General features: G+C 62.3%; 22 protein-coding genes and 1 tRNA gene. 14 read left to right on the top strand and 9 right to left on the bottom strand.

The genetic code is table 11. The features are described from left to right. The first annotated feature begins 1 nt into the window (after position 1). From Mhypo_RS09490 to Mhypo_RS09455, 7 genes are all read left to right on the top strand, one after another. Entirely contained in the window at positions 2-460 is a 459-nt protein-coding gene (locus Mhypo_RS09490; RefSeq protein ID WP_240637179.1) for a hypothetical protein, read from the top strand. After that, positions 453-3,239 (top strand): bifunctional DNA primase/polymerase, encoded by a 2,787-nt coding sequence (locus Mhypo_RS18345; protein WP_206074909.1) that lies wholly within the window; start codon positions 453-455, stop codon positions 3,237-3,239. Before Mhypo_RS09490 ends, Mhypo_RS18345 begins: the two co-directional genes overlap by 8 nt. Then, on the top strand, positions 3,236-4,402 hold the full coding sequence (locus Mhypo_RS18540) for a hypothetical protein (RefSeq protein ID WP_240637178.1): 1,167 nt from the start codon (positions 3,236-3,238) through the stop codon (positions 4,400-4,402). The genes Mhypo_RS18345 and Mhypo_RS18540 overlap by 4 nt, the downstream gene beginning before the upstream one ends. Beyond that, a complete protein-coding gene (locus Mhypo_RS09470; RefSeq protein WP_119341053.1) occupies positions 4,399-4,629 on the top strand; it encodes a hypothetical protein in 231 nt (76 codons plus the stop codon). The genes Mhypo_RS18540 and Mhypo_RS09470 overlap by 4 nt, the downstream gene beginning before the upstream one ends. A 427-nt stretch (positions 4,630-5,056) precedes the next feature. Next, positions 5,057-5,431 (top strand): hypothetical protein, encoded by a 375-nt coding sequence (locus Mhypo_RS09465; protein ID WP_119341052.1) that lies wholly within the window; start codon positions 5,057-5,059, stop codon positions 5,429-5,431. Positions 5,432-5,720: 289 nt separating this feature from the next. Next, positions 5,721-5,933 carry a hypothetical protein gene (locus Mhypo_RS09460; protein ID WP_119341051.1) on the top strand — a complete coding sequence of 71 codons (213 nt, stop codon included), beginning with the start codon at positions 5,721-5,723 and terminating at the stop codon, positions 5,931-5,933. Continuing rightward, positions 5,911-7,074 (top strand): tyrosine-type recombinase/integrase, encoded by a 1,164-nt coding sequence (locus tag Mhypo_RS09455; protein ID WP_119341050.1) that lies wholly within the window; start codon positions 5,911-5,913, stop codon positions 7,072-7,074. The genes Mhypo_RS09460 and Mhypo_RS09455 overlap by 23 nt, the downstream gene beginning before the upstream one ends. A gap of 82 nt (positions 7,075-7,156) precedes the next feature. Here Mhypo_RS09455 and Mhypo_RS09450 read toward each other — a convergent pair. Next, positions 7,157-7,231, bottom strand: a tRNA-Val gene (locus tag Mhypo_RS09450). Between the two features lie 100 nt (positions 7,232-7,331). Here Mhypo_RS09450 and argB point away from each other — a divergent pair. Next, a complete protein-coding gene (gene argB, locus Mhypo_RS09445; protein WP_119341067.1) occupies positions 7,332-8,084 on the top strand; it encodes an acetylglutamate kinase in 753 nt (250 codons plus the stop codon). Between the two features lie 46 nt (positions 8,085-8,130). Continuing rightward, positions 8,131-9,159: a zinc-binding dehydrogenase gene (locus Mhypo_RS09440; protein ID WP_119341049.1), complete on the top strand. Its 1,029-nt coding sequence runs from the start codon at positions 8,131-8,133 to the stop codon at positions 9,157-9,159. A gap of 730 nt (positions 9,160-9,889) precedes the next feature. Here the strand turns inward: Mhypo_RS09440 and Mhypo_RS09435 are convergent. Beyond that, positions 9,890-10,219 (bottom strand): hypothetical protein, encoded by a 330-nt coding sequence (locus Mhypo_RS09435; protein ID WP_119341048.1) that lies wholly within the window; start codon positions 10,217-10,219, stop codon positions 9,890-9,892. Between the two features lie 57 nt (positions 10,220-10,276). Here Mhypo_RS09435 and Mhypo_RS09430 point away from each other — a divergent pair, with 57 nt between their 5' ends. After that, positions 10,277-10,849: a LabA-like NYN domain-containing protein gene (locus Mhypo_RS09430; RefSeq protein WP_119341047.1), complete on the top strand. Its 573-nt coding sequence runs from the start codon at positions 10,277-10,279 to the stop codon at positions 10,847-10,849. Positions 10,850-10,891: 42 nt separating this feature from the next. On the opposite strand, the gene Mhypo_RS09425 is transcribed toward Mhypo_RS09430, so the two are convergent. From Mhypo_RS09425 to Mhypo_RS09410, 4 genes are all read right to left on the bottom strand, one after another. After that, a complete protein-coding gene (locus Mhypo_RS09425; RefSeq protein WP_119341046.1) occupies positions 10,892-11,179 on the bottom strand; it encodes a hypothetical protein in 288 nt (95 codons plus the stop codon). Positions 11,180-11,243: 64 nt separating this feature from the next. Continuing rightward, positions 11,244-12,467, bottom strand: a complete 1,224-nt coding sequence (locus Mhypo_RS09420) for an acyltransferase family protein (RefSeq protein ID WP_119341045.1) — start codon at positions 12,465-12,467, stop codon at positions 11,244-11,246. Positions 12,468-12,515: 48 nt separating this feature from the next. After that, entirely contained in the window at positions 12,516-12,992 is a 477-nt protein-coding gene (locus Mhypo_RS09415) for a YbaK/EbsC family protein (RefSeq protein ID WP_119341044.1), read from the bottom strand. Then, entirely contained in the window at positions 12,989-14,107 is a 1,119-nt protein-coding gene (locus Mhypo_RS09410) for a M20 family metallopeptidase (RefSeq protein ID WP_119341043.1), read from the bottom strand. Before Mhypo_RS09410 ends, Mhypo_RS09415 begins: the two co-directional genes overlap by 4 nt. Before the next feature lie 57 nt (positions 14,108-14,164). Between Mhypo_RS09410 and Mhypo_RS09405 the strand changes: the two genes are divergently transcribed. From Mhypo_RS09405 to Mhypo_RS09390, 4 genes are all read left to right on the top strand, one after another. Beyond that, the gene (locus tag Mhypo_RS09405) at positions 14,165-16,006 is read left to right on the top strand and encodes an arginine--tRNA ligase (protein ID WP_119341042.1); all 1,842 of its coding nucleotides are present in this window, start codon (positions 14,165-14,167) and stop codon (positions 16,004-16,006) included. 154 nt (positions 16,007-16,160) lie between these two features. Next, on the top strand, positions 16,161-17,219 hold the full coding sequence (locus tag Mhypo_RS09400; protein ID WP_119341066.1) for a S1C family serine protease: 1,059 nt from the start codon (positions 16,161-16,163) through the stop codon (positions 17,217-17,219). 84 nt (positions 17,220-17,303) lie between these two features. Beyond that, positions 17,304-17,960 carry a deoxynucleoside kinase gene (locus Mhypo_RS09395; protein ID WP_119341041.1) on the top strand — a complete coding sequence of 219 codons (657 nt, stop codon included), beginning with the start codon at positions 17,304-17,306 and terminating at the stop codon, positions 17,958-17,960. Between the two features lie 63 nt (positions 17,961-18,023). Next, entirely contained in the window at positions 18,024-18,644 is a 621-nt protein-coding gene (locus Mhypo_RS09390; RefSeq protein ID WP_119341040.1) for a deoxynucleoside kinase, read from the top strand. An 88-nt stretch (positions 18,645-18,732) separates the two neighbouring features. On the opposite strand, the gene Mhypo_RS09385 is transcribed toward Mhypo_RS09390, so the two are convergent. The 3 genes from Mhypo_RS09385 to uvrA all read right to left on the bottom strand — a co-directional run bounded on the left by Mhypo_RS09385 (position 18,733) and on the right by uvrA (position 24,610). Beyond that, positions 18,733-21,078, bottom strand: coding sequence for a hypothetical protein (locus tag Mhypo_RS09385; RefSeq protein ID WP_119341039.1), 2,346 nt, complete (start codon positions 21,076-21,078; stop codon positions 18,733-18,735). A 1-nt stretch (position 21,079) separates the two neighbouring features. Further along, positions 21,080-21,424, bottom strand: coding sequence for a hypothetical protein (locus tag Mhypo_RS09380; RefSeq protein ID WP_119341038.1), 345 nt, complete (start codon positions 21,422-21,424; stop codon positions 21,080-21,082). 246 nt (positions 21,425-21,670) lie between these two features. Next, the gene (gene uvrA, locus Mhypo_RS09375) at positions 21,671-24,610 is read right to left on the bottom strand and encodes an excinuclease ABC subunit UvrA (RefSeq protein WP_119341037.1); all 2,940 of its coding nucleotides are present in this window, start codon (positions 24,608-24,610) and stop codon (positions 21,671-21,673) included. Between the last annotated feature and the right edge of the window lie 179 nt (positions 24,611-24,789).

The following is a 24,789-nucleotide window of genomic DNA, read 5'->3' as shown; positions in this document are numbered from 1 at the left end:
TGTGGGAATCCCTGAGCCCATTCTACACGACCGGCTGGCCTTCCTCTCCCACTTCCCCCCTGAGCAACGGAGCACCGCCGCTAACAACCTGCTCGAGGCGGTACGCGCCGGGTGCTCCGAGCCGCACCAGGTGGTGGGCTACGCCCTCGAGAAGGCCGCCCGCCGCTACCACCTCGAGGCCGCACAAACCCTGCTGCTGCTCCCCGAACTGGACTTCGAGGCTTTGTTAGCCGGGGCTCGCTGGGCGCTGTGGTGGGAGAGTCTGCCCCCGGCAGAGAAGCGCCGCATCCGGGAGGAGCGGGCAGAGCCCGCCATAGAGCGCTGGATGGCAGAACAGCCCCCGACCGAGAAACAGCTACGCTACCTCGCCAGTCTGGGCTACCGTGGCCCGACACCCGCGAATCGGCACGAGGCTTCCCGGCTGATTGACGAGCTTGTGAAGGGGGTGAGCCGTGTCTAACCCCCTGCGAGCCGCCCTCGAGTACGCCCGGCTGGGGTACGCCGTCCTGCCCCTGCAACCGGGCGAGAAGCGCCCGCACGGGCGGCTGGCCCCTAACGGGTTGAAGGACGCCAGCACCGACCCCGAGGTTCTGCACCGCTGGTGGCAGGCCGGGGCCCAGGCCGGGGTGGGCATCCTGCCCCCGGCTGAGGTGCTGGTGCTCGACTTCGACGACCCCCAGGCCTGGGACGGACTGCGGGCTGAACACCCCGAGCTAGCCGAGGCCCCCCGGCAGCGAACCCCTCGGGGCGGGGTGCATGTCTTCCTGAAGCTGCCCCAGGGCGTTATCGGAACCCTCACCACCACCGCCAAAAAGTTGCCGGGGCTGGACTTGCGCGGCCTGGGCAGGGCGTACCTTGCGGCTGCCCCTACCGAGCTACCGAGCGGGGCCTACCACTGGGAGGTGCCCTTACTGCCCCCGGCTGAACTGCCCCTGGCCCCCGAGGGGCTGCTGCTCCAGCTCCTGCCCCCACCTCCACCACCGCCGCCCGAGTACCAGGCCGTGAGCTTCCGGGGCTTGAAGGGCGACAGACTGAGCCGCCGCCTGGAAGGGCTCCTGCACTGGGCCTGTGAGCGGGTAGCGGCTGCTCCTGAAGGGACGCGGCACAACACACTGCTCAACGCCGCCCGGCTGATGGGGGGGTATACGCACCTGGGGCTTGCCCCTGAGCAGGGCATCCGCGCCCTGGCTGAGGCTGGGGTGCGGAGCGGGTTGCCCCTCTCCGAGGCCGAGACCACCGCGCGGGACGGGCTGAGGTACGGGCAGGGGGCGCCGCTCGAGTTGCCCGCTGATGAGGGCAGGGGTGGGCACTCCCTCGCACCGGCTGAAGCCCTCGAGGCCCACCGGCAGGCGGTGAAGCTCCTCGAGGGGCTGACTCCCGAAAGCTGGCCCGAGCAAAGAGCCGCCCTCCTCGAGGCCCTGCAAGGACTCGACCCGGTGAGCGTAGACCTGCTGCTCAAGCAGGCCGCAAGCAAGCTGGGGGTGGGAGTGGGGGCCATGCAGAAGGCCCTGCGGGAGCACGCCAGGGGGGATGAGGCCGAGCCCACCACCGCCAGGGAACTCACCCGGCTGGCCCTCGAGTACAGCGAACTGTGGAAGGACGGGGAGTCCACCGCCTGGGCCACCGTCCGGGTGGAAGACCACACGGAAAACTGGCCCGTGCGCTCGAGGGCCTTCAGACTCTGGCTCACCCGACTGTACTACGAGGAGCGGGACAGGCCACCCAACGCGCAGGCGTTGCAGGATGCCCTGGCCACCGTGGAGGCCAGAGCGCTCTTTGCCGGGGATGAGCACCCGGTGCATACCCGGGTAGCCCACCAGGACGGAGCGGTGTGGCTCGACCTGGGCCGCCCGGACTGGCAGGCTGTGCGCATCACCGCTGAGGGCTGGAGCGTCCTGCCCCCCGAGGTGCGCTTCCGGCGTAGCAAGGCCACCGGGGCGCTGCCCATCCCGATACAGGGTGGGGGCGAAGCGTTGAAGGATATCCTGAGCCCCTGGGCGCTGGAGGAAGCCCCCCTCACCCTGGTGCTGGCCTGGGCGCTGGGGACGCTGAGCGCGGGCCCCTACCCGGTGCTGGCCCTCTCCGGGGAGCAGGGGAGCGGCAAAAGCACCCTGGCCCGCACGCTACAGCGGCTCATAGACCCTTCCGGGGATGTGGGCAGTCTCCCCCGTGAGGCGCGCGACCTGTTCATCGCGGCTAAGCACAGTCACATTCTGGCGTTTGACAACGTATCCGGCTTACCGGGCTGGCTGGCTGATGGGCTGTGCAAGATAGCCACCGGCGCGCTGCACCGGGACAGAGAGCTTTACACCAACGATGACGAGGTGTTTCTGCGGGCCCGGCGGCCGATAATCCTCAACGGGATTACCGATTATCTGACACAGCAAGACCTGGTAGACCGCTCCATCCTGCTGCACCTCCCCCCCCTCGACCACTACCAGCCCGAGGCCGAACTGTGGGCTGACTTCGAGGAGGCCCACCCTCGGGCGCTGGGGAGCCTGCTCGACCTGACCGCCCTGGCCCTGCGCGACCTCCCCCGCACCCGCACCCCCAACGTGCGCCTGGCCGACTTCGCCCGCTGGGCCCTGGCGGCTGAGTCGGGGTACACCAAGGTCGGGGTGTTCGAGCAGGCGTTCACGGAGATGAGGGCGGACGCGGTGCGGGTGGGGCTGGATAACGAGCCCCTATACCCTCTGCTGCTACGGCTGGTGGAGGGGGGGCCCTTCGAGGGTAGCGCCGGGGAACTGCTCGAGCAGTTGGAGGCATTACGCGGGGGGGGCAAGAAGCCCCCCGAGGGCTGGCCCCGCACCCCCCACGCCGTGGCTTCCTGGCTCAAGCGCACAGCCCCCGCGCTGCGCAAGGTGGGGGTACAGGTTGACCCCCTCAAACGGGAGAGGGACAAGCGCCGCTGGAAGATAGCCATACAGAAAGAAGGGGGGGAACAAACGTCACAAATGTCACCAATGTCAGAAGCTCGTGCAGGACGCACTTCTGAGGTGACATTCCCCTCCCCCGATGACGTTTCAAATGTCACCGCAAATGTCACCCCCCCACCGGATGACATTTCAGCCCCACCCGGTGACGTTTCAAATGTCACCCCCCACGGGCAAATGTCACCCGAAGAATCACGTGCAGGACGCATCGGTGACGTTGATGACGTTTGTGACATTTCCACCCCCCATCTTTCTACGCAAGGTGAAGGAGAAGACCCGGGTGACTGGGAGGTGTTGATTCTGTGACCCCCTGGCCCGCCCTCTTCGCCCGGCTGCCCCAACTGGTAGACCGGCTCGAGGCGATAGGCCACCCCTTGCTAACTGTGGAGGCGGATGGGGAGGTGGTAGCCCGGCTGGTGCGCCCGAGCCGGGCCGACCTCGAGGCCCACGCCCGCTACCCCGGTATGCCCCACCCCAGTGCTGAGGAGTGGCTGCTCGAGGCCCTGAGCCGGGTGCGCCGCTACTACCCCGAGCCACGGGAGGGGGTGGCTCTGTATGCAGGAAGCCAACCCGTGGCGGTGGTGCGCCGCATGGACGGGGTGACCGTGCCCATCGGGGAGCCCTTCCTCACCCCGGCAGGCTCGAGGCTGCGTTATCCCGGTGACCGCAGCCTGGGGGCTCCGGCGGGGGAGGTGGTGAACTGCCGGTGTACGGTGGTGGGGGTGGTGCTCGAGGGTACGATGCAGGGCGTGGAGCAGGAGCCCAGCCTGAGCCCCGAACAGTTGCCCCCCGATCGGCGTATCCCCAATGACCGCCTGCTTCGCGGGGCGAGTGCGGTAGAGGTGTTTGGGGCCATGCAGCGGTGGTTGAGCGAGCGATATCCGCTGTCAGGCACACCGAGATTCCACATAGCTCCCACGCCTGAGCGACTGGGAAAGATTCAACAGCGGTGGCTCCAGCTTGCCAGGCAGCGTGGGCTGCCCGAGACACTGGCGGTCATCGACCCTTTTGCCAGGGCTAACCGCTTCCTGGACGAAGTGGTCATCGGTCCGCAGGTTCTGAGCGAGCTGAAGGGGTCGGTATGGGACCGGGCTATAGGTGCGCGCTCCCTGGCACACGAGTGGTGGCACCTTCGCCGGCGGGAAGTTCTCCCCTTCTATCCCCTGGAGGAGGGTAGCGCGGATTACTTCGCGGATCGGGTCATGCGGGAAGCCACCGGGGCGGACACGCGGGGATTTGGGTACTACCGTGTGCTAGCCGAGGCGGTGGAAGAACTGGTTCAGCTTCTTGGCGAGGATTGGCTCGAGGGTACTCGCCAAACCGCGAATGTTCGTCAATACCTGCGCGCCGCCCTGCTGGATCGAGGCTTCCCTGCTCCTCTAGTGGAAGATGTCGTGGAGTATACTAGAGACGATGAGCGCTGGGCCGCGCGCGTTCGGCGGCTGCTCGCGTTCAGGAGGTCACCGTGAAACGCACGTTCGAACAGGCTCGTTCTTTCCTCATTCAGGCTGCCTTGTCGGAGAGCCTCGAGGAGCGTGAAGCTGTAATTGCCGAAGTGCGCCGTGATCCGGGTTTTTTCGAAGGGTATTTTCCTGATCAAGTTAGGTTGTTGCAAGGCATTTGGTCTGACGTGGTCAATGGGGCGCGGGAGATCGCGCTGGCTCGTAGGGCAACAAAACGACGGGTTGTGCTATAGTTAACTCATACATCCCCCTAGGGGAAGGCCCACCGGGCACCTCGAGGGGGATTTTTCTTTGCTCATTGGTTCCCACAACCCCACCCGCCGCATCTTGCTGCAACTGCGGCAGCTGCGCCAGGGCCAACCGATCCGGTGCGGGGCTGATATTCCAGTGCGAGGTGTGCGGGTTCAGGGGTCGCGCCGACCTCATCGCGGCCGGAAATACCGCCTTGAGAACGTTGCTCATCTGACAGGACTGGATGAGCACAGGGTGCTTGTCAGCCACCGCTGATGTTCGGGGCGTGTACCCACACGCAGATGTCTCGGATGAAGAAGCCAAAGCTAGACGCCTGCAAAGGTATCTGGAACTGCGGTGGAGTCCAGAGACAATCCTCCGCCAAACCGCGTCAGCGGTTGGTGGGGGTATTTGACCAATAGAGGAAGTATGCCTGCGTTCAATCCCGAAAGAGCCGCCGCTATCCTGGCCGAAGCTGTGACCGCAGGCGACCTGGAAACCTGCCGCAAGTATGGAATCAGCCCCCGAACCTTGCGCAACTACCGCGCCCGATTGGCCCATGATCCTCATCTTGCCGCGTTTTTCCGCTCTAAGCGCCAAGCCCTGGAGGGGGACTGGGTAACCGAGGTGCGCCGGAGCATCCTCGAGGGGCTGCGCTTTTTGCGTCTTACCACGCAACGCGCTGACCCTTCCGACCCTCGAGCCGTCACCGCGATAGCCGAGGCCCTCAAGGTCATGTTCGAGCTCGAGATGACCCGCGAGGTGGTCACCGCCCGGTTCGAGGGGGACTACCGGCTGAACTGAGGGGTTCCGCAGAACCGACCCGTGCAACCCCTAAAAAAAAGCCCGGTGTCTACCCCCTGACTGCGAACGGTTCGCAGTCAGAGCGCAGTACCCACAAGTGAGAGAGGTGGACCCCCCACCGTGTGGCCCCTGGCATAATGTTGGAATTTGTCAGGCTTAAAAAGGTTCAACCCTTGCAACTGCCACCCACACGCGCTGGGGTTCAAGACCGCGCTCGATTACGGCTGGGGAAAATTTCCCTAATACTGTTTAGAGGAAATATCACCCGTTCGCATGGTAAGATTTATACATGCCAAGAAAACCACCGCCGGATGAAGTACGGCTCAAGGCCCTTGGAGTTACCCGGCTGCGCCCTGGTGAGGCCACCTTCACCGTTCGCGTTCGGGGCAAGGCTGCGGTGCTCGAGCGCTTCAAGCTGCTCACCCCCGAGGAGCGCGGGGCTGTGGTAGAAGCCGGTTTTACAGCACTGGAGGCCGAGGATGAGCAAGAAGCGAGCCGCTAACCTGCAAGGCAACGTCAGGCAACGGCGTGACGGGCTCTGGGAGTGCCGCTTTTACGTGACCGAGCCGGACGGGGTTCACCGCCGCCGGGTATCGGTATATGCGGCTAGCCAGAAGGAGGCCCTGCAAAAGGCTCACGAGTACCTTGTCCAGCACAGCCGGGGGCTGGTAGCGCGTCCTGACCGCCGCCGCTTCGGGGACTTCGCCAAAGAGGTACTGGAGCGCCATACTCGGGGCAAGGCTGCCAACACCCGGCGCAACTACGCACGGGAACTGGCCCTGGCCCTGGAGCATATAGGGGATATCCCCCTGCAAAAGCTCACCCCCCACGACCTGCGCCGGATGCTGGATGGGGTAGGGAGAGGCCACAGTCCCCGCACGGTGGCTAAGGTGCTGGAGCGGGTACGGTTGGTGCTGCGGGAGGCGCTGGCCCTTGAGCTCATCCACCGCGACCCGAGCGCTGCGGTGCGGCTACCCCGAGCGTCGGAGCGGGAGAAGGCCGCGCAACACCTGGAGCCTTTGCAGGTGCGCCTGCTACTGGAATATGCTGATGCCTCCAAAAGCTTGGTGATGGCCCTCATGCTGCGGGTGCTGGTACAGCTTGGGCTGCGCAAGGGGGAGGCGCTGGGGCTGCAGTGGCGGGATGTGGACTTCGTAGGGGCCACGCTGAAGGTGGAGCGGCAATACACCCTGCAAGGGAGCAAGCCTGCCCTGGGCCCCCTGAAGACCCGAGCGGCCAGGCGGGTTATCCCGATTCCGGCTGACCTGCTGGCCCGGCTGAAGGCCCGCTATGACGGCTTGCTAGCCGAGGGGTATACCCCCCGAGCGCTGCAAGGAACCTTTGTGTTCGGCCTGGACAAGCCCCTAGACATCAACGCGCCTAACCACTTCCTGCGCCGCCTGGTCGGGCGCATCCAGGAAGAGCACCCCGACTTTCCACAGGTGCGCATTCACGACCTGCGGCATACCGCCGCGTCGCTGCTGCTGGCCCGAGGGGTGGACGTGAGCCTGGTGTCGGAGCGGCTGGGGCATGGCAACCCGAGCGTGACCCTTTCGGTATATCGCCACCTGCTAAGCGAGGAGCGGCAACAAGGGGTGTTGGCCCTGGAAGACCTGCTGGGTGCCCCCCGTCACCGAGCCTAGCTCGAGGCCCAATGGGGGTAATTTTTGGGGGTAAAAGCGAAAACCGGAGCCTGAGCGACTCCGTTTTTTTGCGTCCTGGTGCTGGTGGGCGATGTAGGATTTGAACCTACGACCCCACGCGTGTGAAGCGTGTGCTCTCCCGCTGAGCTAATCGCCCTTGATAGCCGCCTGCTCGAGCAAGCGCATTCAAAAGGGTAACACCGGCCTCTGGACGTGTCAAGCCAAACTAAAGCCGTACACTAGGTATGATTGACGTCATGGAACCGGCTTTGCTGGTAAAAATTGGGGGTAGCCTCAAGGAAGCAGGCGAGTTGCTGGATGAAATCGGGGGCTATCCCGGCCCGCTGGTGCTGGTGCATGGCGGCGGCCCCCGCATTGGCGAGTGGCTGAACCGGATGGGCTTCGAGACCCATTTTTACCAGGGGTTGCGGATTACCCCACCCGAGCAGATGGAAGTGGTGGAGATGGTGCTCACCACCCTGGGCAAACAACTGGCCGAGGGCCTCTCGCGCCGCGGGCGGCCCAGCGTGGCCCTGACGGGGCGCGATACGGGTCTGCTCGAGGCCCGCCCGTTAGACCCCATACTGGGCCGGGTGGGCGAGGTCACCCGGATCAACACCCCGGTTCTGGAAAAACTGCTGCAAGCAGGCCTGACCCCCCTGATCGCCCCCATCGGCCTCGATGCCCAGGGCCCTCTCAACATCAATGCCGACACCGCCGCCGGGGCCATCGCCGGGGCGCTACACCTGCCGGCAGTCTTCCTGACCGATGTGGTGGGGGTGCTGCGCGACCCCAAAGACCCCAGCAGCCGCTTCGCCGAACTCAGCGCGTCGCAGGTACAGGCCCTAATCCTGGACGGCACCATATCCGGCGGCATGATTCCCAAGGTCGAGGCCGCCCTGAATGCCCTCAGCAAAGGCGCTCCCTGGGCCACCATAGCCAGGGGAAGCCCGGGCATCTTGCAGGCGGTGCTGGAAGGCACAGCAGGCACGCGGGTTGCAGGCAGCTGAGACTGAGATTTGACGTTCTGTAGTATCCGGTGGCACAATCGCCCCTATGCGAGCGGTATGGATGGAGGCCAGGGGCGGCCCGGAGGTTTTGCGGTTTGGTGAACTGGCCGAGCCGGCGGTAGAGGCCGGGCAAGTTCGCGTAGTCGTAAAAGCCGTGGCCCTCAACCACCTGGATCTCTGGGTGCGCAAGGGGGTGGCCAGCCCCAAACTGCCGCTTCCTCACATCCTGGGTGCCGATGTGGCCGGGGTGGTGGAAGCCGTGGGGGCCGGTGTGGAGGGCCTGACGCCGGGGGATGCCGTGGTGCTGAACCCTGGGGTCTCCTGCGGCCGCTGCGAGCGCTGCTTGAGCGGGCAGGACAACCTTTGCCCCAAGTACCAAATACTAGGCGAACACCGCTGGGGCGGCTATGCAGAGCTGGTGAGTGTACCGGCGGCCAACATCCTGCCCAAACCGGCCAACCTAAGCTGGGTCGAGGCCGCCTCGGTGCCCCTCACCTTCCTGACCGCCTGGCAGATGGTGGTGGACAAGCTCCAGGTCAGGCCGGGCGAGGACCTGCTGGTGATGGCCGCCGGTTCGGGGGTTTCGGTGGCCGCCATACAGATTGCCAAGCTATATGGGGCACGGGTCATCGCCACCGCCAGTAGCGAGGACAAGCTGGCCCAGGCCAGGGCTCTGGGTGCAGACGAAACAGTCAGCTACGCTCAGCCGGACTGGTTCAAAGAAGTCCGCCGACTCACCGGCGGCAAGGGAGCCGACGCGGTGGTGGACCATACCGGGGCGCAGTACTGGGAAGGGGTGATCAAGGCTACCGCCTGGGGTGGGCGCATCTGCCTGGTGGGGGCTTCCTCGGGGTACGAAGCCACAACCCCCCTCTCTCATGTCTTTTACCGGCAGCTTTCCATTTTTGGCTCCACCATGGGTTCCAAAAGCCGCCTCTTCCCCATTCTCCGCTGGGTGGCCGAGGGCCGGCTCAAGCCCATCGTGGGGGCCACTCTGCCCCTCGCACAGGCCACCGAGGGACACCGGCTGCTGGAAGAGCGTCGGGTGTTTGGCAAGGTGGTTTTGGAAGTTTAGCGCTGGCCAAGACTGCCTGTGGGCGATGGTCTGTAGTCTCTGACCGCTCGTAAAAGATGCGCCGGTCTGGGGCTTTTTTTGCGCTTAAGTAAAGAAATGGAGGGTGGGTGCTGGATCCTCGAGGTTTACTGCTAGAGTGCTCTTCACATAGAATGAGCCTCTCGAGAATCAAGAATCCTCTATCCCAGACAGAACAGTTGCCGCTCGGAAACCCGAAACCCGAGCACTCGTGGGCGGGCCCGGCCCACGCTTGGGTACGTAAGATGCGTCTGGGCGCAGACACATTCTCGTTTTCGCGGGCGGCAGCGCCTGTGAAGGGCGCGATAATGCCAGATTCGGTTGACTCATTACCGTTCGGTAACGAATCAACAGGGCCGAAGTTATCCGCGTAGCGGAGGGCGACACCGCCCCTTGGAAGTTATCCGCGTAGCGGAGGGCGACACCGCCCCTTGGAAAGGAGACGCTTTTTTCGCCGACCGACAGTGAAGGGCCATCGGCCCCCGGCTAGCGCCGGTACTCAAGGGAGGGGTGTGCTCCAGGATTCAAAAAGACAAACTATGGGATTTTTGCTTTTGTAAACGGTCTTTTTGAATCCGGTATACCCGCATCCCTCAGCGAAAAATCCGGGGTCAAGCTGTGTGCATGACCTTGCACCGAGTTTGCATAACGCATGTGTGGGAAGGGCTTCCATGCTCGAGGCCGTGTCCCCATTGAACCCCAGAGCGCTGGCTCAAAGACAGGCGGTTTGTGTCTTGTGGCTTTGCACGTAGACCAGCGCCGCACGCACCGCATGTCGTGCAGCACGCAAAGGTTGGCGAGGGTTGGGGTCGAGCAAATACACTTCGATGTCCTGTAGCAAGAGGGCTTTGAAGAACTCTTCTTTTCCGCGCCAGTCCTGTATTTGCTGCACCTCGAGGTTGCCCAAGCCCGTTACAGCGCTTGGAAATTGGCGCGCTATGTCGCATGATGTAAAGAGCAGAGCTAGGGGTGGCCCTGTCTGAATCAGCAACGGTCGCTCGAGCGTACCGAGATAGTAGATTGGGCCGTCTAGATGTAGCATACACATCTAGCGTAGCGGAAAAACCCCGCCGCTACACAGGAAGCGAGAAAGAAAACGATGAAGACGGCTTTGTTTATTGACGGCTCCTATATGTACGATGCGGCCAAGCGTTTGGGGTGGAACATTGACCACCGGAAGGCGATTGGGGTTTTCTCCAAGCCCGAGGACCTTTATAACGCCTTCTACTACGCTCCCGTCACCGACAGCAACGACGAGCGTCAGCAAAAATTCCTCGACGCGCTGGTGTTCATGGGCTACACCGTGCGCAGCCGGGAGACCCACGGCGACCCCCGCTTCGAGGCCATGATCGCCACCGACTTGCTCATCACCGCGCCCCGCTGGGAGCGCGCAGTGGTAGCAAGTGGATCGGGCGACCTAGCCCATACCCTCTCGGCGCTCAGGGCCCAGGGCAAGGAGATTCACCTGCTGGGGGTGCCCGAACTGACCGACCTCGAGCTGCGTAATCAGAGTGACCGCTACCTGGACTTACGCGAGTTGCAGTCCCAGCTCGAGCGCACCGGCGGTGGACGTCGCGCCTATCCCACCATCAGCGAGGAAAGCTTTGTCGGCGAAGAGCAGGCCAGTACCGCCCAGCGACTGATGGACAACCTCGAGGACGAGCTACAGTAAAACTGCCTGTGCAATAACCCCTACCCTGCCGGTAGGGGTTTTTCACGTCCATTCCTTGATGGGAACCAGCTCGCCCCCTTCCACTGCTTTACGCTTGGGGCGATAGGCGTGGTCGAACCAGATTTCCAGCACGGCCCGGTCGAGATGCTGCGGCGAGACAACAATCTTGCGCACGTAGTACCCGCCCTCGTCGGAGGCGGAAATTTCGTTGCCCTTGGTGAGGCGTAGCTCCACAATATCGCCACTACGCACGGTACGAACCCGCACCCGGAAAGCAGTATCACCCTCGCGCTGCACGTGTTCATCCGGTTTGCGAAACAAACCAAACATACCAATAGCTTATCGCACCATTTCCCTGGTGTATGGCGCAGCCTGGAGCGCTTCGCAGACCGCTTTATGCAGGTTCACCCGCGCCTTTGCGCTGCTCCCGGCGACGGCGATGCCACTGCAGAGCGGGTTCTTCAATCAGTTTGTAAGAAAGTACCGCCGCTATATAACTGACTCCCAACAAGGCCGCACTGATCAGCAGCCATTGCGACAGGTCGCTCATGCCCATATAGCTATACTGCGGATTGAGGCGATCGCGGTAAAGTTCCAATATCAGGAAGTGCCAGATGTAGATGCCAAAAGACACCTTGGCAGTGAACCGAAAAAAGCGGTTGTCAAACCAATGGCCCAATACACGGGTAAAGGGCAGGGTCGCCAACAAAAACATGGTAAGCAGGGGGAAATAAGGGAAAAAATAAGGCTGGTTTTGCCAGCTCTGGCCAAAGCCCGACCCATCGCGCAGTTGCCACAGAAATCCAAGTGTGAGCAGCAATACCAGCCCAGCCACCCCGTCAAACACCCAGCGGTTTTTGAGGTACTCCGTCCTCCTGGGTTGGGTTTGAAACCACACGATTAGCCCCGCAGCCAACACCCCCCACACATAGTGGGCAAACATCCCCACCACGTTGTAGCCCGGCATCCATTCTTTGGCTCCACCGATCAGGCCGTACTCCCAGCCTCGGTGGTAGTCGCTGGGCTGGAGGTAGACCTGAATGAGCTGGTTGGCTCCCAGTACCACCACAAAAGCAGCCACCCAAAAGGCAAACGCCACCCCAATACCTCGGCGGGGCAACCCCCAAAATAGCAGGGCCATCAACGCAGGCATCAGCACGTAGCAGAAGACCTCAAAACTGATAGACCACAGCGGACCGTTGATCTCGGTGGGAAACAAGGTAACGTAGTGAAAACCCGAGGTGAAGGTGAGACCCGCCAGCAAACGCAGCCAGACAAAGTCCGTGGGATGCCACAAATACCAGGCCACCACAAAGCTCACGATCAGGCTGGCATAAAACCCCGGCACAATGCGAACAGCGCGGCGGGCCATGAAGTCGCGGATGCTGGGGAAAGGCTTGTGATCTACGTAGTTTTGCCAGAACGGCCTGGACAAAAGCATTCCGCTAAGTACAAAGAATACGCTCACGCCTGCTTCGCCCAACAGGGCAAACTGCTGCAAGCTCTGCACCGCTTCACTTTGCTTTTCAGTATTCAAACGTTCAAAAAAGTGGTGAATCAGAACGGACAGGGCAGCAATTGCCCGAATACCATCGGCACCCAATATGTTACCTTTCATACGTGAATCCTGGACCGCACATCCCCCGCAGGTAGTTTCGGATGGGCGCTAAGTCATTTGCATTATGCGGCCTCCGGTCAGGGCCAGCAGTTCATTTGGGGAAAGGCCGAAGAGGGCAAAAGGAGTACCGGCAGCGGCATAGATGCGCTCGTATTGCAACAGATCGGGGTCAATCAGGGCTTCCAGGTGCTGGGCGTGGCCCACCGGCGGCACCCCTCCAATGGCAAAGCCAGTCACGCTGCGCACGTAGTCGCCATCGGGCTTGACCAGCTTTTCCCCCAGGTCTGCTTCGATGCGGTGGGTGTCTACCCGGTTGGCCCCCGAGACCAGCAGTAAATAGGGTTGTCCACTAATGGCCCCCCGAAAAATAAGCGATTTGACAATCTGGCCCACCGTACAACCCACGGCATCGGCGGCTTCCTGGGCGGTACGGGTGGAGGCGGAGAGCTCCTGCACCCGCAGGTGGCTGAAGCCTTTCTGGTGCAAGATATCCTGTACTTTTTGCGCACTAGACGAGAGCTTCATCGGGAGAGTTCATCCAGAATACCGCACAGCAGGGCAATGCGGGCCGGAATTTGCGGGATGTAGACATTCTCGCTAAGCTGGTGGGCCGCCTCGCCGAACAGGCCCAGCCCATCCAGGGTGGGTACGCCCAGGGCCGCCGTAAAGTTGCCATCTGAGCCGCCCCCTACCCTTCCAGGGCCTAGCTGTAGCCCTACCTCGGCCCCGATGCGCCGGGCCATCTCGAAGAGCTCGAGCGAGGCTGGTGTGGGCTCCATGGGGGGTCGGTTGAGACCACCCTCGAGCGAGAGCGACGCCCCCGGCAACACCGGCTGCAAGGCCCGGAGTTCGCGCTCGATGCGCTCGGCCTCGGCCATGGTCCAGGCCCGCAGGTCGATGTCTACCCAGGCCGAGGCCGCGACCACGTTGCTGGTCGTCCCGCCCTTGATGACGTTGGGGCCCAGGGTGGTGCCCTTGTCCCAGTCTTGCAGGGCCACAATTTTGGGAATCTGGTGGGCCAGCTCGACGATGGCGTTGATGCCCTTCTCGGGCTCGACGCCCTGGTGGGCGGGCTTGCCGTGGGCGGTGAGGCGGTACTGGCCCACCCCCTTGCGGGCTACCTTGAGGTCGCCGTTGCCCATGGGCGCCTCCAGCACCAGCACCAGGTCGTTGCGCCGGGCCCCGGCCTCGATGGCCGCCCGCGAGGCCTGCGAGCCCACCTCCTCGTCGGGGGTGAAGAGAAGCTCGAGGGCCGGCAGACCCAGCCCCAGGGCCTGGTTGGCGCGCAAGGCCCACAAAAGCTGCACGATGTTGCCTTTCATGTCGTAGACGCCGGGGCCGTAGGCCCGCTCGCCTTCGATCTTCCAGGGCGCCGCAAAGGCCCCCACCGGATGCACGGTGTCGAAGTGGCAGAGCACCAGCACCTTCTTACCGGAGCCGGGCACCTGTACCCGCAGCATGGGGCCGTTGGCGGTCTCCTCGCGCTCCAGGGTTCCAAAGGGCTCGAAGTGCCGGGCAATCCAGCGGGCTACCTTGTCCAGGCCGGGGAGGTCGTAGGAGGGGGCCTCGAGGGTCACGATGGCCTCCAGATCTTGCAGGATGGCGGGGAGTTGGGGCTGTAGGTGCTCTAAAGGCTTCACAAGGCCATACTAACGCCCCAGGCGGGCAAAGGTGAATCTTTCTGCTATCCTATTGCGGTGTTAGCCCATCGCCCCGATATCAAAGCTCAGCTCAAAGAAACCATCGCCCAGGCCCTACAAGCCCTGGGACTGAATGAATTACCCGAGATTATCGTGCAGGAGACCCCGGCGGGCAAGGAAGGCGACTACGGCACACCCGTGGCCATGAGCCTGGCCCGCACCCTGCGCAAAGCCCCCCCGCAGATCGCCGCCGACCTGGTGCAGAATATCCAGCTACCCGACTGGGTCAAGCGCACCTTTGTGGTAGGCGGTTACCTGAACTTTGAGCTAGACCCCGCTTTTCTGGTGCAGACCGCCACGCTGCCCTTGGCTCCCTTCCCGCGAACCGGGGGCAAGGTGCTCTTGGAGCACACCTCGGTCAACCCCAACAAAGAGCTGCACGTGGGGCACTTGCGCAACATCTGCCTGGGCGACTCGCTCTCGCGCATCCTGCGCTTTGCCGGGCGCGAGGTAGAGGTCATGAACTACATCGACGACACCGGGCGGCAGGCCGCCGAGAGCCTCTATGCCCTGCAGTATTTCGGCCTGGACAAGGCCCCCGCCCACGTCAAATACGACCACTGGGTGGGCGAGGCCTACGTGCGGCTGCACCAGGCCATGGAAGACCCCGAGAAAAAAGCGGTCATCGAGCAAGGCGTGCAGGAAACCCTGCACCGGCTCGAGGCGGGCGAGCTACGGCCTGAGGTAGACAAAATCCTGCGCTCGCAGCTCCAGACCATGTACCGCCTGGGGGCCGAGTACGACGCGCTGGTGTGGGAGTCGGACATCGTGCGCGAGGGCTTGCTGGGCCAGGCCATGAAGGCCCTGGAAAGCTCCTCCTACGTCTTTAGACCCACCGAGGGCAAATACGCCGGGGCCCTGGTCATGGACACCAGCGCCTTCATTCCGGGTTTGGAAGACCCCTACCTGGTGCTCATTCGCTCCAACGGTACCAGCACCTACACCGCCAAGGACATCGCCCTGCAGTTCTGGAAGATGGGCCTGCTACAAGGCATCAAGTTTGTGGAGTACGATACCCAGCCCAGCGGCGCTACCCTGTACAGCACCCATCCTGAAGGGGTGGTCATGCCCTTTGGCGGGGCCGGTGAGACCATCAACGTGGTGGACACCCGTCAGAGCCACGCCCTGCGGGTGGTGCAGGCTTCCCTCGAGGTCGAAGGTCGGCACGACCTGGCGGAAAAGTGCTTCCACCTGGCCTACGAGACGGTGCTGCTCGAGGGCAAGCAGATGTCGGGGCGCAAGGGCATTGTGGTCTCGGTGGATGAGGTGATGGACGAGGCCGTCCGGCGGGTGCTGAAAGTGATTGCCGAGAAAAACCCCGACCACCCCAGCCCGGAGGAGGCCGCCGAGCAGATCGGGGTGGGCGCGGTGCGGTTTGCCATGCTCAAAACCGAGGCCAAAAAGCAGATTGACTTCCGCTACGACCAGGCCCTGAGCTTTGAGGGCGATACCGGCCCCTACATCCAGTACGCCTACGCCCGGGCCGGCTCCATTCTGCGCAAAGCCGATGAGCAGGGGGTTTTGCAGGAAGAAGCCAATTACGCCCAGGCCACCGCCTACGAGATTATCCTGGCGAAAAACATCCTGCGCTTCCCCGAGGCTGTGCAGGACGCCGCCCGCAACAAGGCTCCGCATATCCTGGCGCAGTATTTGCTCGAGCTGGCTGCGGCCTGGAGCAGCTTTTACAATGCCAAGACCCCGGACGGAAAGCCTGCCACCCCGGTTCTGACCGCCTCCCCAGGGCTGCGGGGGGTACGGCTGGAGCTGGTCAAAGCCTTGCGGCAGACCCTAAAGCAAGGGTTGGAATTGCTGGGCTTGCAGGCTCCAGAGGTAATGTAGCCCGGCAGATTAAGGTTTCTTGAACCTCCCAAAGGCGCTTTTTTGTCCACAAAACCCTGTTGCAAGGAAGTAAAACCCCCCCTTTGGGCGTTTCTGAGGAATAGCTATTGATTACTCACCATCGGCATATGAGAATGAAAAAGGTTTGCCGATGATGCGCACGATAGCCCTCCTGACCCTGTTGGCCCTGACCCCGGCTCTTGCCCAGGCACCCCGCCTGACCACCCCCGAGGAGGTAGCCCGGGTGGAGGTGATCCGTCGGGCTTTACCCGCCGTGGTCAAGATTTTTGGCATCCTGCGCGACCCCCAGACCGGCAACGAAGGGCCTACCAACGGCTCGGGCTTTTTTTATGCACCCAGCCGCATCATCACCAACTACCATGTGGTGCAGGACTTGCGCGACATCAGCGTGGAACTCTTTGATGGGCGCTCCTTCCCGGCCCAGGTGTTTGCGGTGGACAAGGGCATTGATATCGCCATCCTGACCGTGCAGGGGGTGACGGCTCCGGCCCAGCTTTCCTTCGGCAGTTCACAAAATTTGCCGGTGGGGATGGGCCTAGTGGTAATCGGCAGCCCCTTTGGACAGCGCAACCTGTCCTCCTACGGCATTCTGGCTGGAATCGGCCCCACCGCTGCGGAGAAAAACGACCTCGACCCCGAAATTGGCTCGGAAATTGGCGACCTGCTTTTCACCGATGCCCGCATCGTGCAGGGCAACTCGGGGGGGCCGGTGCTGGATTTGCAAGGCCGGGTGGTGGGGGTGGCCAACGCCACGCTGGGCGACCTGAGCGGAGTAGGCGGGGTGGGGGTGGCCATTCCGGGCGACCTGGTGCGGCAAAGTGTGAACGACCTCGAGCGCTTTGGGGTGCCCCAGCGGGGCAACCTGGGCGCTACCCTGCTCGACCTGGGCGAGCTCGACCCCATCCTGCTGGGGCGGGTGGGCCTGCTCTCGACCCGCGGGGCCATGATTGAAAAGGTGCAGCCCGGCGGTCCCGCTGCACGGGCCGGCCTGCGCCCAGCCCAGCGTGACCAGCGCGGCAAACTGGTCAGCCTGGGCGATATCGTCCTGGCCGTCAATGGTCGCGCCGTGCGCAATGCCAGCGAGGTGACCCAGACCATCGCTCGATACCGCCCGGGCGACCGGGTCAACCTCACCATCTGGCGCAACGGACGGCGGCTGGACGTCAGCCTGACCATGATTGCCAGACGCTGATGCGCCTGCCGAGGGCCGAGGGTTAAGCGCTCGAAAACAAACGGCCCTTGACACTCGGCCCTCAACCCTGGACGCTATAGCACGATGTATATCGCTATCGAGGGTGTGATTGGGGTGGGCAAAACCACCCTGGCCCGGCTGCTGGCCGAGCGGCTGGGGGCCGAGAGTTTGCATGAGGTGGTGGAGGAGAACCCTTTTTTACCCCTGTTCTATCAGGACCCGGTACGCTACGGCTTTAAGGTGCAGGTGTTTTTCCTCCTCTCGCGCTACAAGCAACTGCTGCCCCTCTCGCAGCCCAGCCTGTTTGCGCGAGGGGTAGTAGCCGACTACCTGTTTGACAAGGACGCAATTTTTGCTGCCATGAACTTGAGCGGGGCCGAGTGGGAGCTGTACAACGACCTCTACACCCACCTCTCGCCCAAGCTGCCCACCCCCGACCTGACCCTCTACCTGCGGGCCCCCCTGCCGGTCATACTGGAGCGCATCCGTCGCCGGGGGCGGGTCTTCGAGAAGCAGATGGAGCCCGAGTACCTAGCCCGCTTGAGCGAGTTCTACGAGCGCCACTTTGCCACTTACCCCCATCCCTTGTGGGTGCTGGACACCCAGGAGCTCGACTTTGCCGAGCGCGAAGCCGACCGGGACTGGGTGGTGCGGCGCGTACAGGAGAGACTGGGCATCCCGACAGCCAATCCGGGGCATCCCGACCCTGCCGCAAGCCCTGCGGGTCTCGAGCGCTCTTGAAATTAGTATCCAGGACCGCCTGGTTTTTGGCCCTAGACCCCCGACGCTTGACCCTCAACCCCCATGTATATCGCAATTGCAGGCAACATTGGCTCCGGTAAGTCTACCCTGACGGGACTGCTGGCTGAGCGCTATGGGCTTTTGCCGGTCTACGAAGCCGTGGACGAGAACCCCTACCTGGCCGACTTCTACGCCCATATGGGGCGCTGGGCCTTTCAGTCGCAGGTTTTTTTCCTGGCCAAGCGGCTAAAGCAGCACCTCGAGCAGATCAACCCTGCCCAGCATGTGGTGCAGGACCGCACCATCTTCGAGGACGCCTTTATCTTCGCCCAGAACCTGTGGCTCGAGGGCCACCTCTCCGAGCGGGACTGGCAGACCTACCTGGCCCTCTACGAGGGTATTGCGCCCGCCCTGCGCAAACCCGACCTGCTGATTTATGTGCGGGCCTCGGTCGAAACCCTGCAAGCCCACATTGCCCGTCGGGGGCGGGCCTACGAGCAGACCATCCCCACCGCGTACCTGGCCTCGCTCAACCGCCTCTATGAAGCCTGGGTTGGGGCCTACGACCTCTCGCCGGTGCTGGTGATTTCCAGCGACACCGTCAACTACGCCGAGGACGAAGAAGCCCGCGAGCTCATGTTTCGCATGCTGGAAGCCTACGGTCTGAGCACCCCGTTGGTCTGAAGTTCTTTGCTACCTGCCAATACTTTTAGCGTGAAAAAACATCTCCCCTACCCGGAAATCCGGTTGGGGGAGACAGGGCGAAGGCACTTTATCTACGGCTGAAACTCCTGGGAGGTTGCTTGTTGGGAGGTTTCCCGGTGGGCTCGAGGGTTGCCAGGGGCAGCCGCACGACCGAGAAGTGCTGGTGGAAAGTGTCTAGTTGCAGATCAAACACCGGGATTACCCCTACCTCGCTTTTGCAAAACGGTGCAAACTTGACGCATTTGGAGGCGCTAACAGCATTACCAGCCTTGTCGTTCACTGTCACCTTGACCAGAAATTCCATGGCTCTGGGGAGTTTCTGATTTTGCAGGGTCAGGATCAGGTGGCCCTGGTCTATCTGGTAGGTAGCTTTCTGGTTACCGATATCCAGAGTACCCTGTTTTTTTAGCAGGTCGGTTCCGGCCACGTGCCAGTGATAACTAAGAGCTCCGCTAAAGTTCTCTATTGTGGCCCGGAAATGGCCGGTTCGGGAGGTCTGGCGAATCACCGTTCTTCTCCAACGCCCCAGCCGCGCCAGGGCTGGGTGAGGGGTTTTGGATGGCTGAAAGCGCAGGTTGGCGCGTGGGGTAGCCTCGAAGCGGATGTTTTCTAGATCGGCGACCACCTCGGGAAGCTGCCACCCTTCGCAGGCAAACTCGCCAGAGAGTTGCACCGAGGGCATGGGTTTTTCGTAGGTTTTGTAGCGCAAGCGGATGCGATCATCGAAGACCTCGCTCACCTGCACCACGCTGTAACGGCCCTCGGCGGTCTTGAGGGCATAGACCAGGCGGGTCTCGAGGTATTTTTGCGACTCCGGCAAAAAGGGCAGGTCGGGGAAGGGCAATGGAATGGCTAACTCGTGCAAGGGAACTGTGGCATCCGCATAGTGGAAGGGGTAGAGTTTCCAGCGCAAAATGCTGGCGAAATCCTGAAGGCCGGTGCGGGCCAATCGCGCTCCACAACGGGTGCGAAGCTGACGACCAAAACCACTACCACGCCACTCCAGATCGGCACTACCCATGCTTTCCGAACCCACCTGGCCGTTGTCGAGGTCAATCAACTGCCCGTTGCGCACCTCGAGCACCCCCGAGGCTCGAATCGGTACTTTCTCAATGGGTCTGGCATCAAAGTTGATGGCTACATCATCAATAAAAACCCGCTGGAAGATCAGGTTCAGGCCAATGGCGGGAACCTGGAGGTCTTGTCGGAGCTTATCGGCCAGGTTCCCAGCAATGCCCTCCACCGTCGTTTCGATCACGTTCTCGGCAATGGCCAGCAGCACCGGCACCAGGATGCCAATCAGGATGGCCCCCACAATGCCCCCCACCACAACACCACCTACCACACCCCCCACAACGGCTCCACCCACCGCACCCACTACGGCCCCCACCAGCACGCCCACCAACCCACCAGCGATGGCCCCGATCACGGCTGCCCCCAGCCAGCAATACCAGGGGATATCAATGTCCACATCAGGGTCGTCAATCTCGGCTTTGAACACCAGTTCGCCGCCTACCACCTCGGCCCGAATACGGCCTGCAATCTTGCCGGTGGCATCGTAGCAAAAGCCCGACTTGGCAATTTCGCCCTTCAGCTCGATGAAGCCATTCCGCAGACGCAGCTCGAGTTTGGTCAGGTCGGCGGTTTCGCCGCCCCCAGAAACCTTGATGGTGCGGTTGAGCCGCAGAAAATCGTCGCCGATGTCAAAGTTGGCTTGGTCGGTTTGGAGCGCGCTGGCCACCCTGGGCCTGAGAATCCGCGCCAACCAACGGAAGAAAATGGCAATGGCCCCGGTGTCGCCAGGGTTGATGAAGTGTTGCAGGCCCGCCGCATTGCCCACACTACCTCCGGCAAATGTCAGCATGATGGCCAGCGCGTCGCGGTCGGCAGCAGAGGTGTCGTCAATAATGCGAATGTCGCCCCGGGTGGGCAAATCGGCTGGGTCGGTGGCCGCCCGCTTGACCGGCACCGGAAAAAGCGGAATGGCCCCTACCTGGTTGCGCAAGAAGTTGGCAAACAAATTGGGCAGCCCTGGAATAGGAATGCTACCAGCAGTAAAACCTGTAAAGTGCAGCTGATTACGAAAATCCACCTCGGCAATATCAAAGTCGTTGGAGGCAACGCGGTTCATATTGAGCCCCACCACCGCCCGCAGTTGCCCCAGGCTGCCATCCGCGCCAATATCAAAGCGCAGGTCAATCACATTGCTGGCCCCGGCAGGCAACGGCACATCGCTAGGCCGATCAAACAGCATGTCCAACGAAAAAGCCCCTTCTGCCGAGCCCAGGCCCACGGCATTCAAAAAACTGGATAACAGGCCGCCCGAGTCAAAAAAAGTCGAGATCACATCGTTGACGCTTTGCTCGGTAAACTCCATCACGGCATCAAAACGCTGGGTCTGATTACCTGGCATCTCAACCCTCCTTGGGCCCCTGAGTAAAGCGCACCCGGATGCGGGCCGTAACGGTCTGACCGTTGGGCAGGGCATAGCTTTGGCGTTGTAGATGCTGGGCCAGGTTGGGGTCAAACTGCTGCAACCGCCGCTTGAGCAAGGTGGGCACCCGAATCCCTCCGGATTGCAAAAGTTGTAGCGGATTGGACAGATATTGCTCGGCTTTTGTGGGATCGCTCAACAGTTTGAGGATTTTGGCCTCCTGTTTGCGGAGTTCCTGCATCTCCCGTTGCAGGCTGGGGCTGAGCTGGGCAATGGACTGGTCGAAATGACTCTGCACACTCTTCCGAGATTTGGTCTTTGCCATAGGATGCTCCTGTTCGGCTTGCACGAGCACAACGACGCCCGGCAGGAGCCAGGGCTAAGCAGAACTATGCAGGCTTCGCCAGGGTAGCAGGGCTTCCGTTACACCAGCGTTATGTGCTCTTTAGATATGAAATCCCATGCATACCGTTCCGAGCCAATACGAAGTAATCCAACATTCAGGTGGTTGCAGTGACAAATAGAGCGAACCGCGATAAATCGTGGAGGCCCTTGGTGCTATAGACAAGTTTTAGTCCGCCGCTACGCCCACCTTCTGCCCGATCTCGGGAATCCGGGCCAGGAAAGCCCCGGTGGGGCTGGAAGTGCGGGCTACCTCCTCGGGGGTGCCTTCGGCCACAATCTGGCCACCCCGTGCGCCGCCTTCGGGGCCCAGGTCAACTACCCAGTCAGCGGTCTTGACCACATCCATGTTGTGCTCGATCACCACCACGGTATTGCCCCCATCGACCAGGCGGTGCAGGACGGAGAGCAGCTTGGCGGTGTCCTCGAAGTGCAGGCCGGTAGTGGGCTCGTCCAGGATGTACAGGGTGCGCCCGGTGGAGCGGCGGCCGAGCTCGGTGGAGAGTTTGATACGCTGGGCCTCGCCGCCCGAGAGCGTGGGCGAGGGCTGGCCCAGCTTCATGTAGCCCAGGCCTACGTCCACCATCAGTTGCAGCTTGCGGGCAATGGTAGGGATGTTCTCAAAGAAGACCAGCGCCTCCTCTACGGTCATGTCCAGCACGTCGGCGATGTTTTTACCACGGAGCTTCACTTCCAGGGTTTCTTTGTTGTAGCGCTTGCCTTTGCAGACCTCGCACTGCACGTAAAGGTCGGGCAGGAACAGCATTTCGATCTTTTTGGTGCCGTCGCCGCTGCAGGCCTCGCAGCGCCCTCCCTTGACGTTGAAACTGAAGCGCCCGGCCTCGTAACCGCGCTTGCGGGCTTCGGGGGTCTTGGAGAAGAGATCGCGAATTTCGTCGAAGATGCCGGTATAGGTAGCGGGGTTGGAGCGGGGGGTGCGGCCAATGGGCGACTGGTCAATCTCGATGACCTTGTCCAGGTGTTCGATGCCCTCGAGGCCCTCGAAGCGGCCCGGAATGGCCTTGGCCCGCATCAGGTCTCGAGCCAGCGCGGCATAAAGGATGTCGTGAACGAGGGTAGATTTCCCCGACCCAGACGGCCCGGTAATGGCCACGAACTTACCCAGGGGGATTTTCAGGTTAACGCCTTTCAGGTTGTGCTCGCGGGCCCCCTTCACCACCAGCCATTTGCCGTTGCCTTTTCGGCGGGCCCTGGGCACCGGGATGTGCTTGCTGCCCCGCAGGTAGGCCCCGGTCAGGCTCTTGGGGTGATTCACAATTTCATCCAGGGTGCCCTCGGCCACCACCTCGCCCCCGTGCACCCCGGCCCCCGGCCCCATATCCACAATCCAGTCGGCCTCGCGCATGGTTTCTTCGTCGTGCTCCACCACCAGCAGGGTGTTGCCCAGGTCGCGCAGCTTTTTGAGGGTGGAGAGCAGACGCTGGTTATCGCGGGGGTGCAGCCCGATGGAAGGCTCGTCCAGTACATAGAGCACCCCGGTCAGGCCCGAGCCCACCTGGGTAGCCAGTCGAATACGCTGGGCCTCGCCGCCCGAGAGGGTGTTGGCCGCGCGGTCGAGGGTCAGGTAGTCCAGGCCCACATCCTCCAGAAAGCCCAGGCGGCTGTAAATCTCGCGCCAGATGGGGGCAGCCACCTGCATCTGGAACTCGTTCAGGTTGCGGTACTCGAGGGGCTCGGCCAGGCCCTCGAGGGGGATGCGAAAGGGCTTAAGCTTCTCTCCCACCTCCATCAGGTTGTTGTGGGCCACCGCCTGGAAGAACTGCTTGGCCTCGCGCACCGGCAGGTTTGAAACTTCGGCAATGTTAAACTGCCCCACCCGCACCGAGAGCACCTCGCGCTTGTATCGGGTTCCCCCACAGGCCGGGCAGGCCTTGAGGGTCATGTAGGCTTCCAGGGCCTCGCGCAGCCCTTCGGACTCGGTCTCGTTGTAGCGGCCCTCGAGCCAGGGAATGACACCCTCATAGCTCACCATAAAGCGCATGGTCTCGCGCCCGTTGCGCCGGAAGACCACCTCGAAAGGCTCAGGCAGGCCGTACAGCACAGCGTGCTGGGCCTCCGAAGAAAGTTGTTTGAAAGGGGTCTTCATGTCAAAGCCCAGGTGCTCCGAGAGCGCCCGCAGCCGATCCCACAGGTAGCCCTTGCCGTTGTCGCGGCCCTTGCTCCAGGGGATGATGGCCCCCTCGGCCAGCGACAGCTCAGGGTTCACCACCAGCTCGGGGTCGAAGACCTGGTTATAGCCCAGGCCCGAGCAGTCCGGGCAGGCCCCGTAAGGGGCATTGAAGGAAAAGATGCGGGGCTCCAACTCCTCCAGCACGCTTCCGTGCTCTGGGCAGGCAAACTTTTCCGAGAAAAGCTCTTCTTTGCCCGTATCGGGGTACAAAACCCGCATCAGCCCCTCACCCCGCAACAGCGCCAGCTCCACCGACTCGGCGATGCGGGCACGTTCCTCCGGCTTCAAGACCACCCGGTCTACCACCAGGTCAATGTCGTGCTTCTCGTACTTCTCCAGCCGCAGCCCCAGGGCTTCTTCCAGGGTATAGATCACCCCGTCTACCCGCACCCGCGCATAGCCCTCTTTTTGCAGTTGCTGGAACTCTTTGCGGTACTCGCCCTTGCGCCCCCGCACCACCGGGGCCATCAGGATAGCCTTGGTGCCCTCGGGCTGGCGGAAGAGCCGGTCGGTAATCTCCGAGGCCGACTGCCGCTCGATGGGCCGCCCGCAGTGGGGGCAGTAGGCGGTGCCGACACGGGCAAACAGGAGGCGCAGGTAGTCGTGTACCTCGGTGACCGTACCCACCGTGGAGCGCGGGTTATGCGAGGTGGTCTTCTGGTCAATGGAAATGGCCGGCGAAAGCCCCTCAATGCTCTCCACGTCGGGCTTTTCCATCACTCCCAAAAACTGCCTCGCATACGACGACAAGCTCTCCACATAGCGGCGCTGCCCTTCGGCGTAAATGGTGTCGAAGGCCAAAGTGCTCTTGCCCGAGCCCGAGACCCCCGTAATGACGATGAACTGCCCCCGGGGCAGTTCAACGGTAATGTTCTTCAGGTTGTGCTCTTTGGCTCCCCGGACGATAATCCTGTCCATCCGAGCACTATAACACCCACCCCTAGGTTATGTAAATAACATACACCACATGAGTCATATAAAAAATTCGGTTGAGCAAAGGAAGGGGCTTCTAAACTGGATTTGTGAATAACCCAGAGAAGCCCAAAGATAGTGTAGCTTGCCAGAACTGCGGAAGTGTGAAAGTCGAATGTGGCGGC

Origin of the sequence: Meiothermus hypogaeus (assembly GCF_003574035.1) — a bacterium.
Lineage (GTDB): Bacteria > Deinococcota > Deinococci > Deinococcales > Thermaceae > Meiothermus > Meiothermus hypogaeus.
Note: the sequence above shows the minus strand (reverse complement) of the source record. Positions and strands in the feature narration are given on the sequence as shown.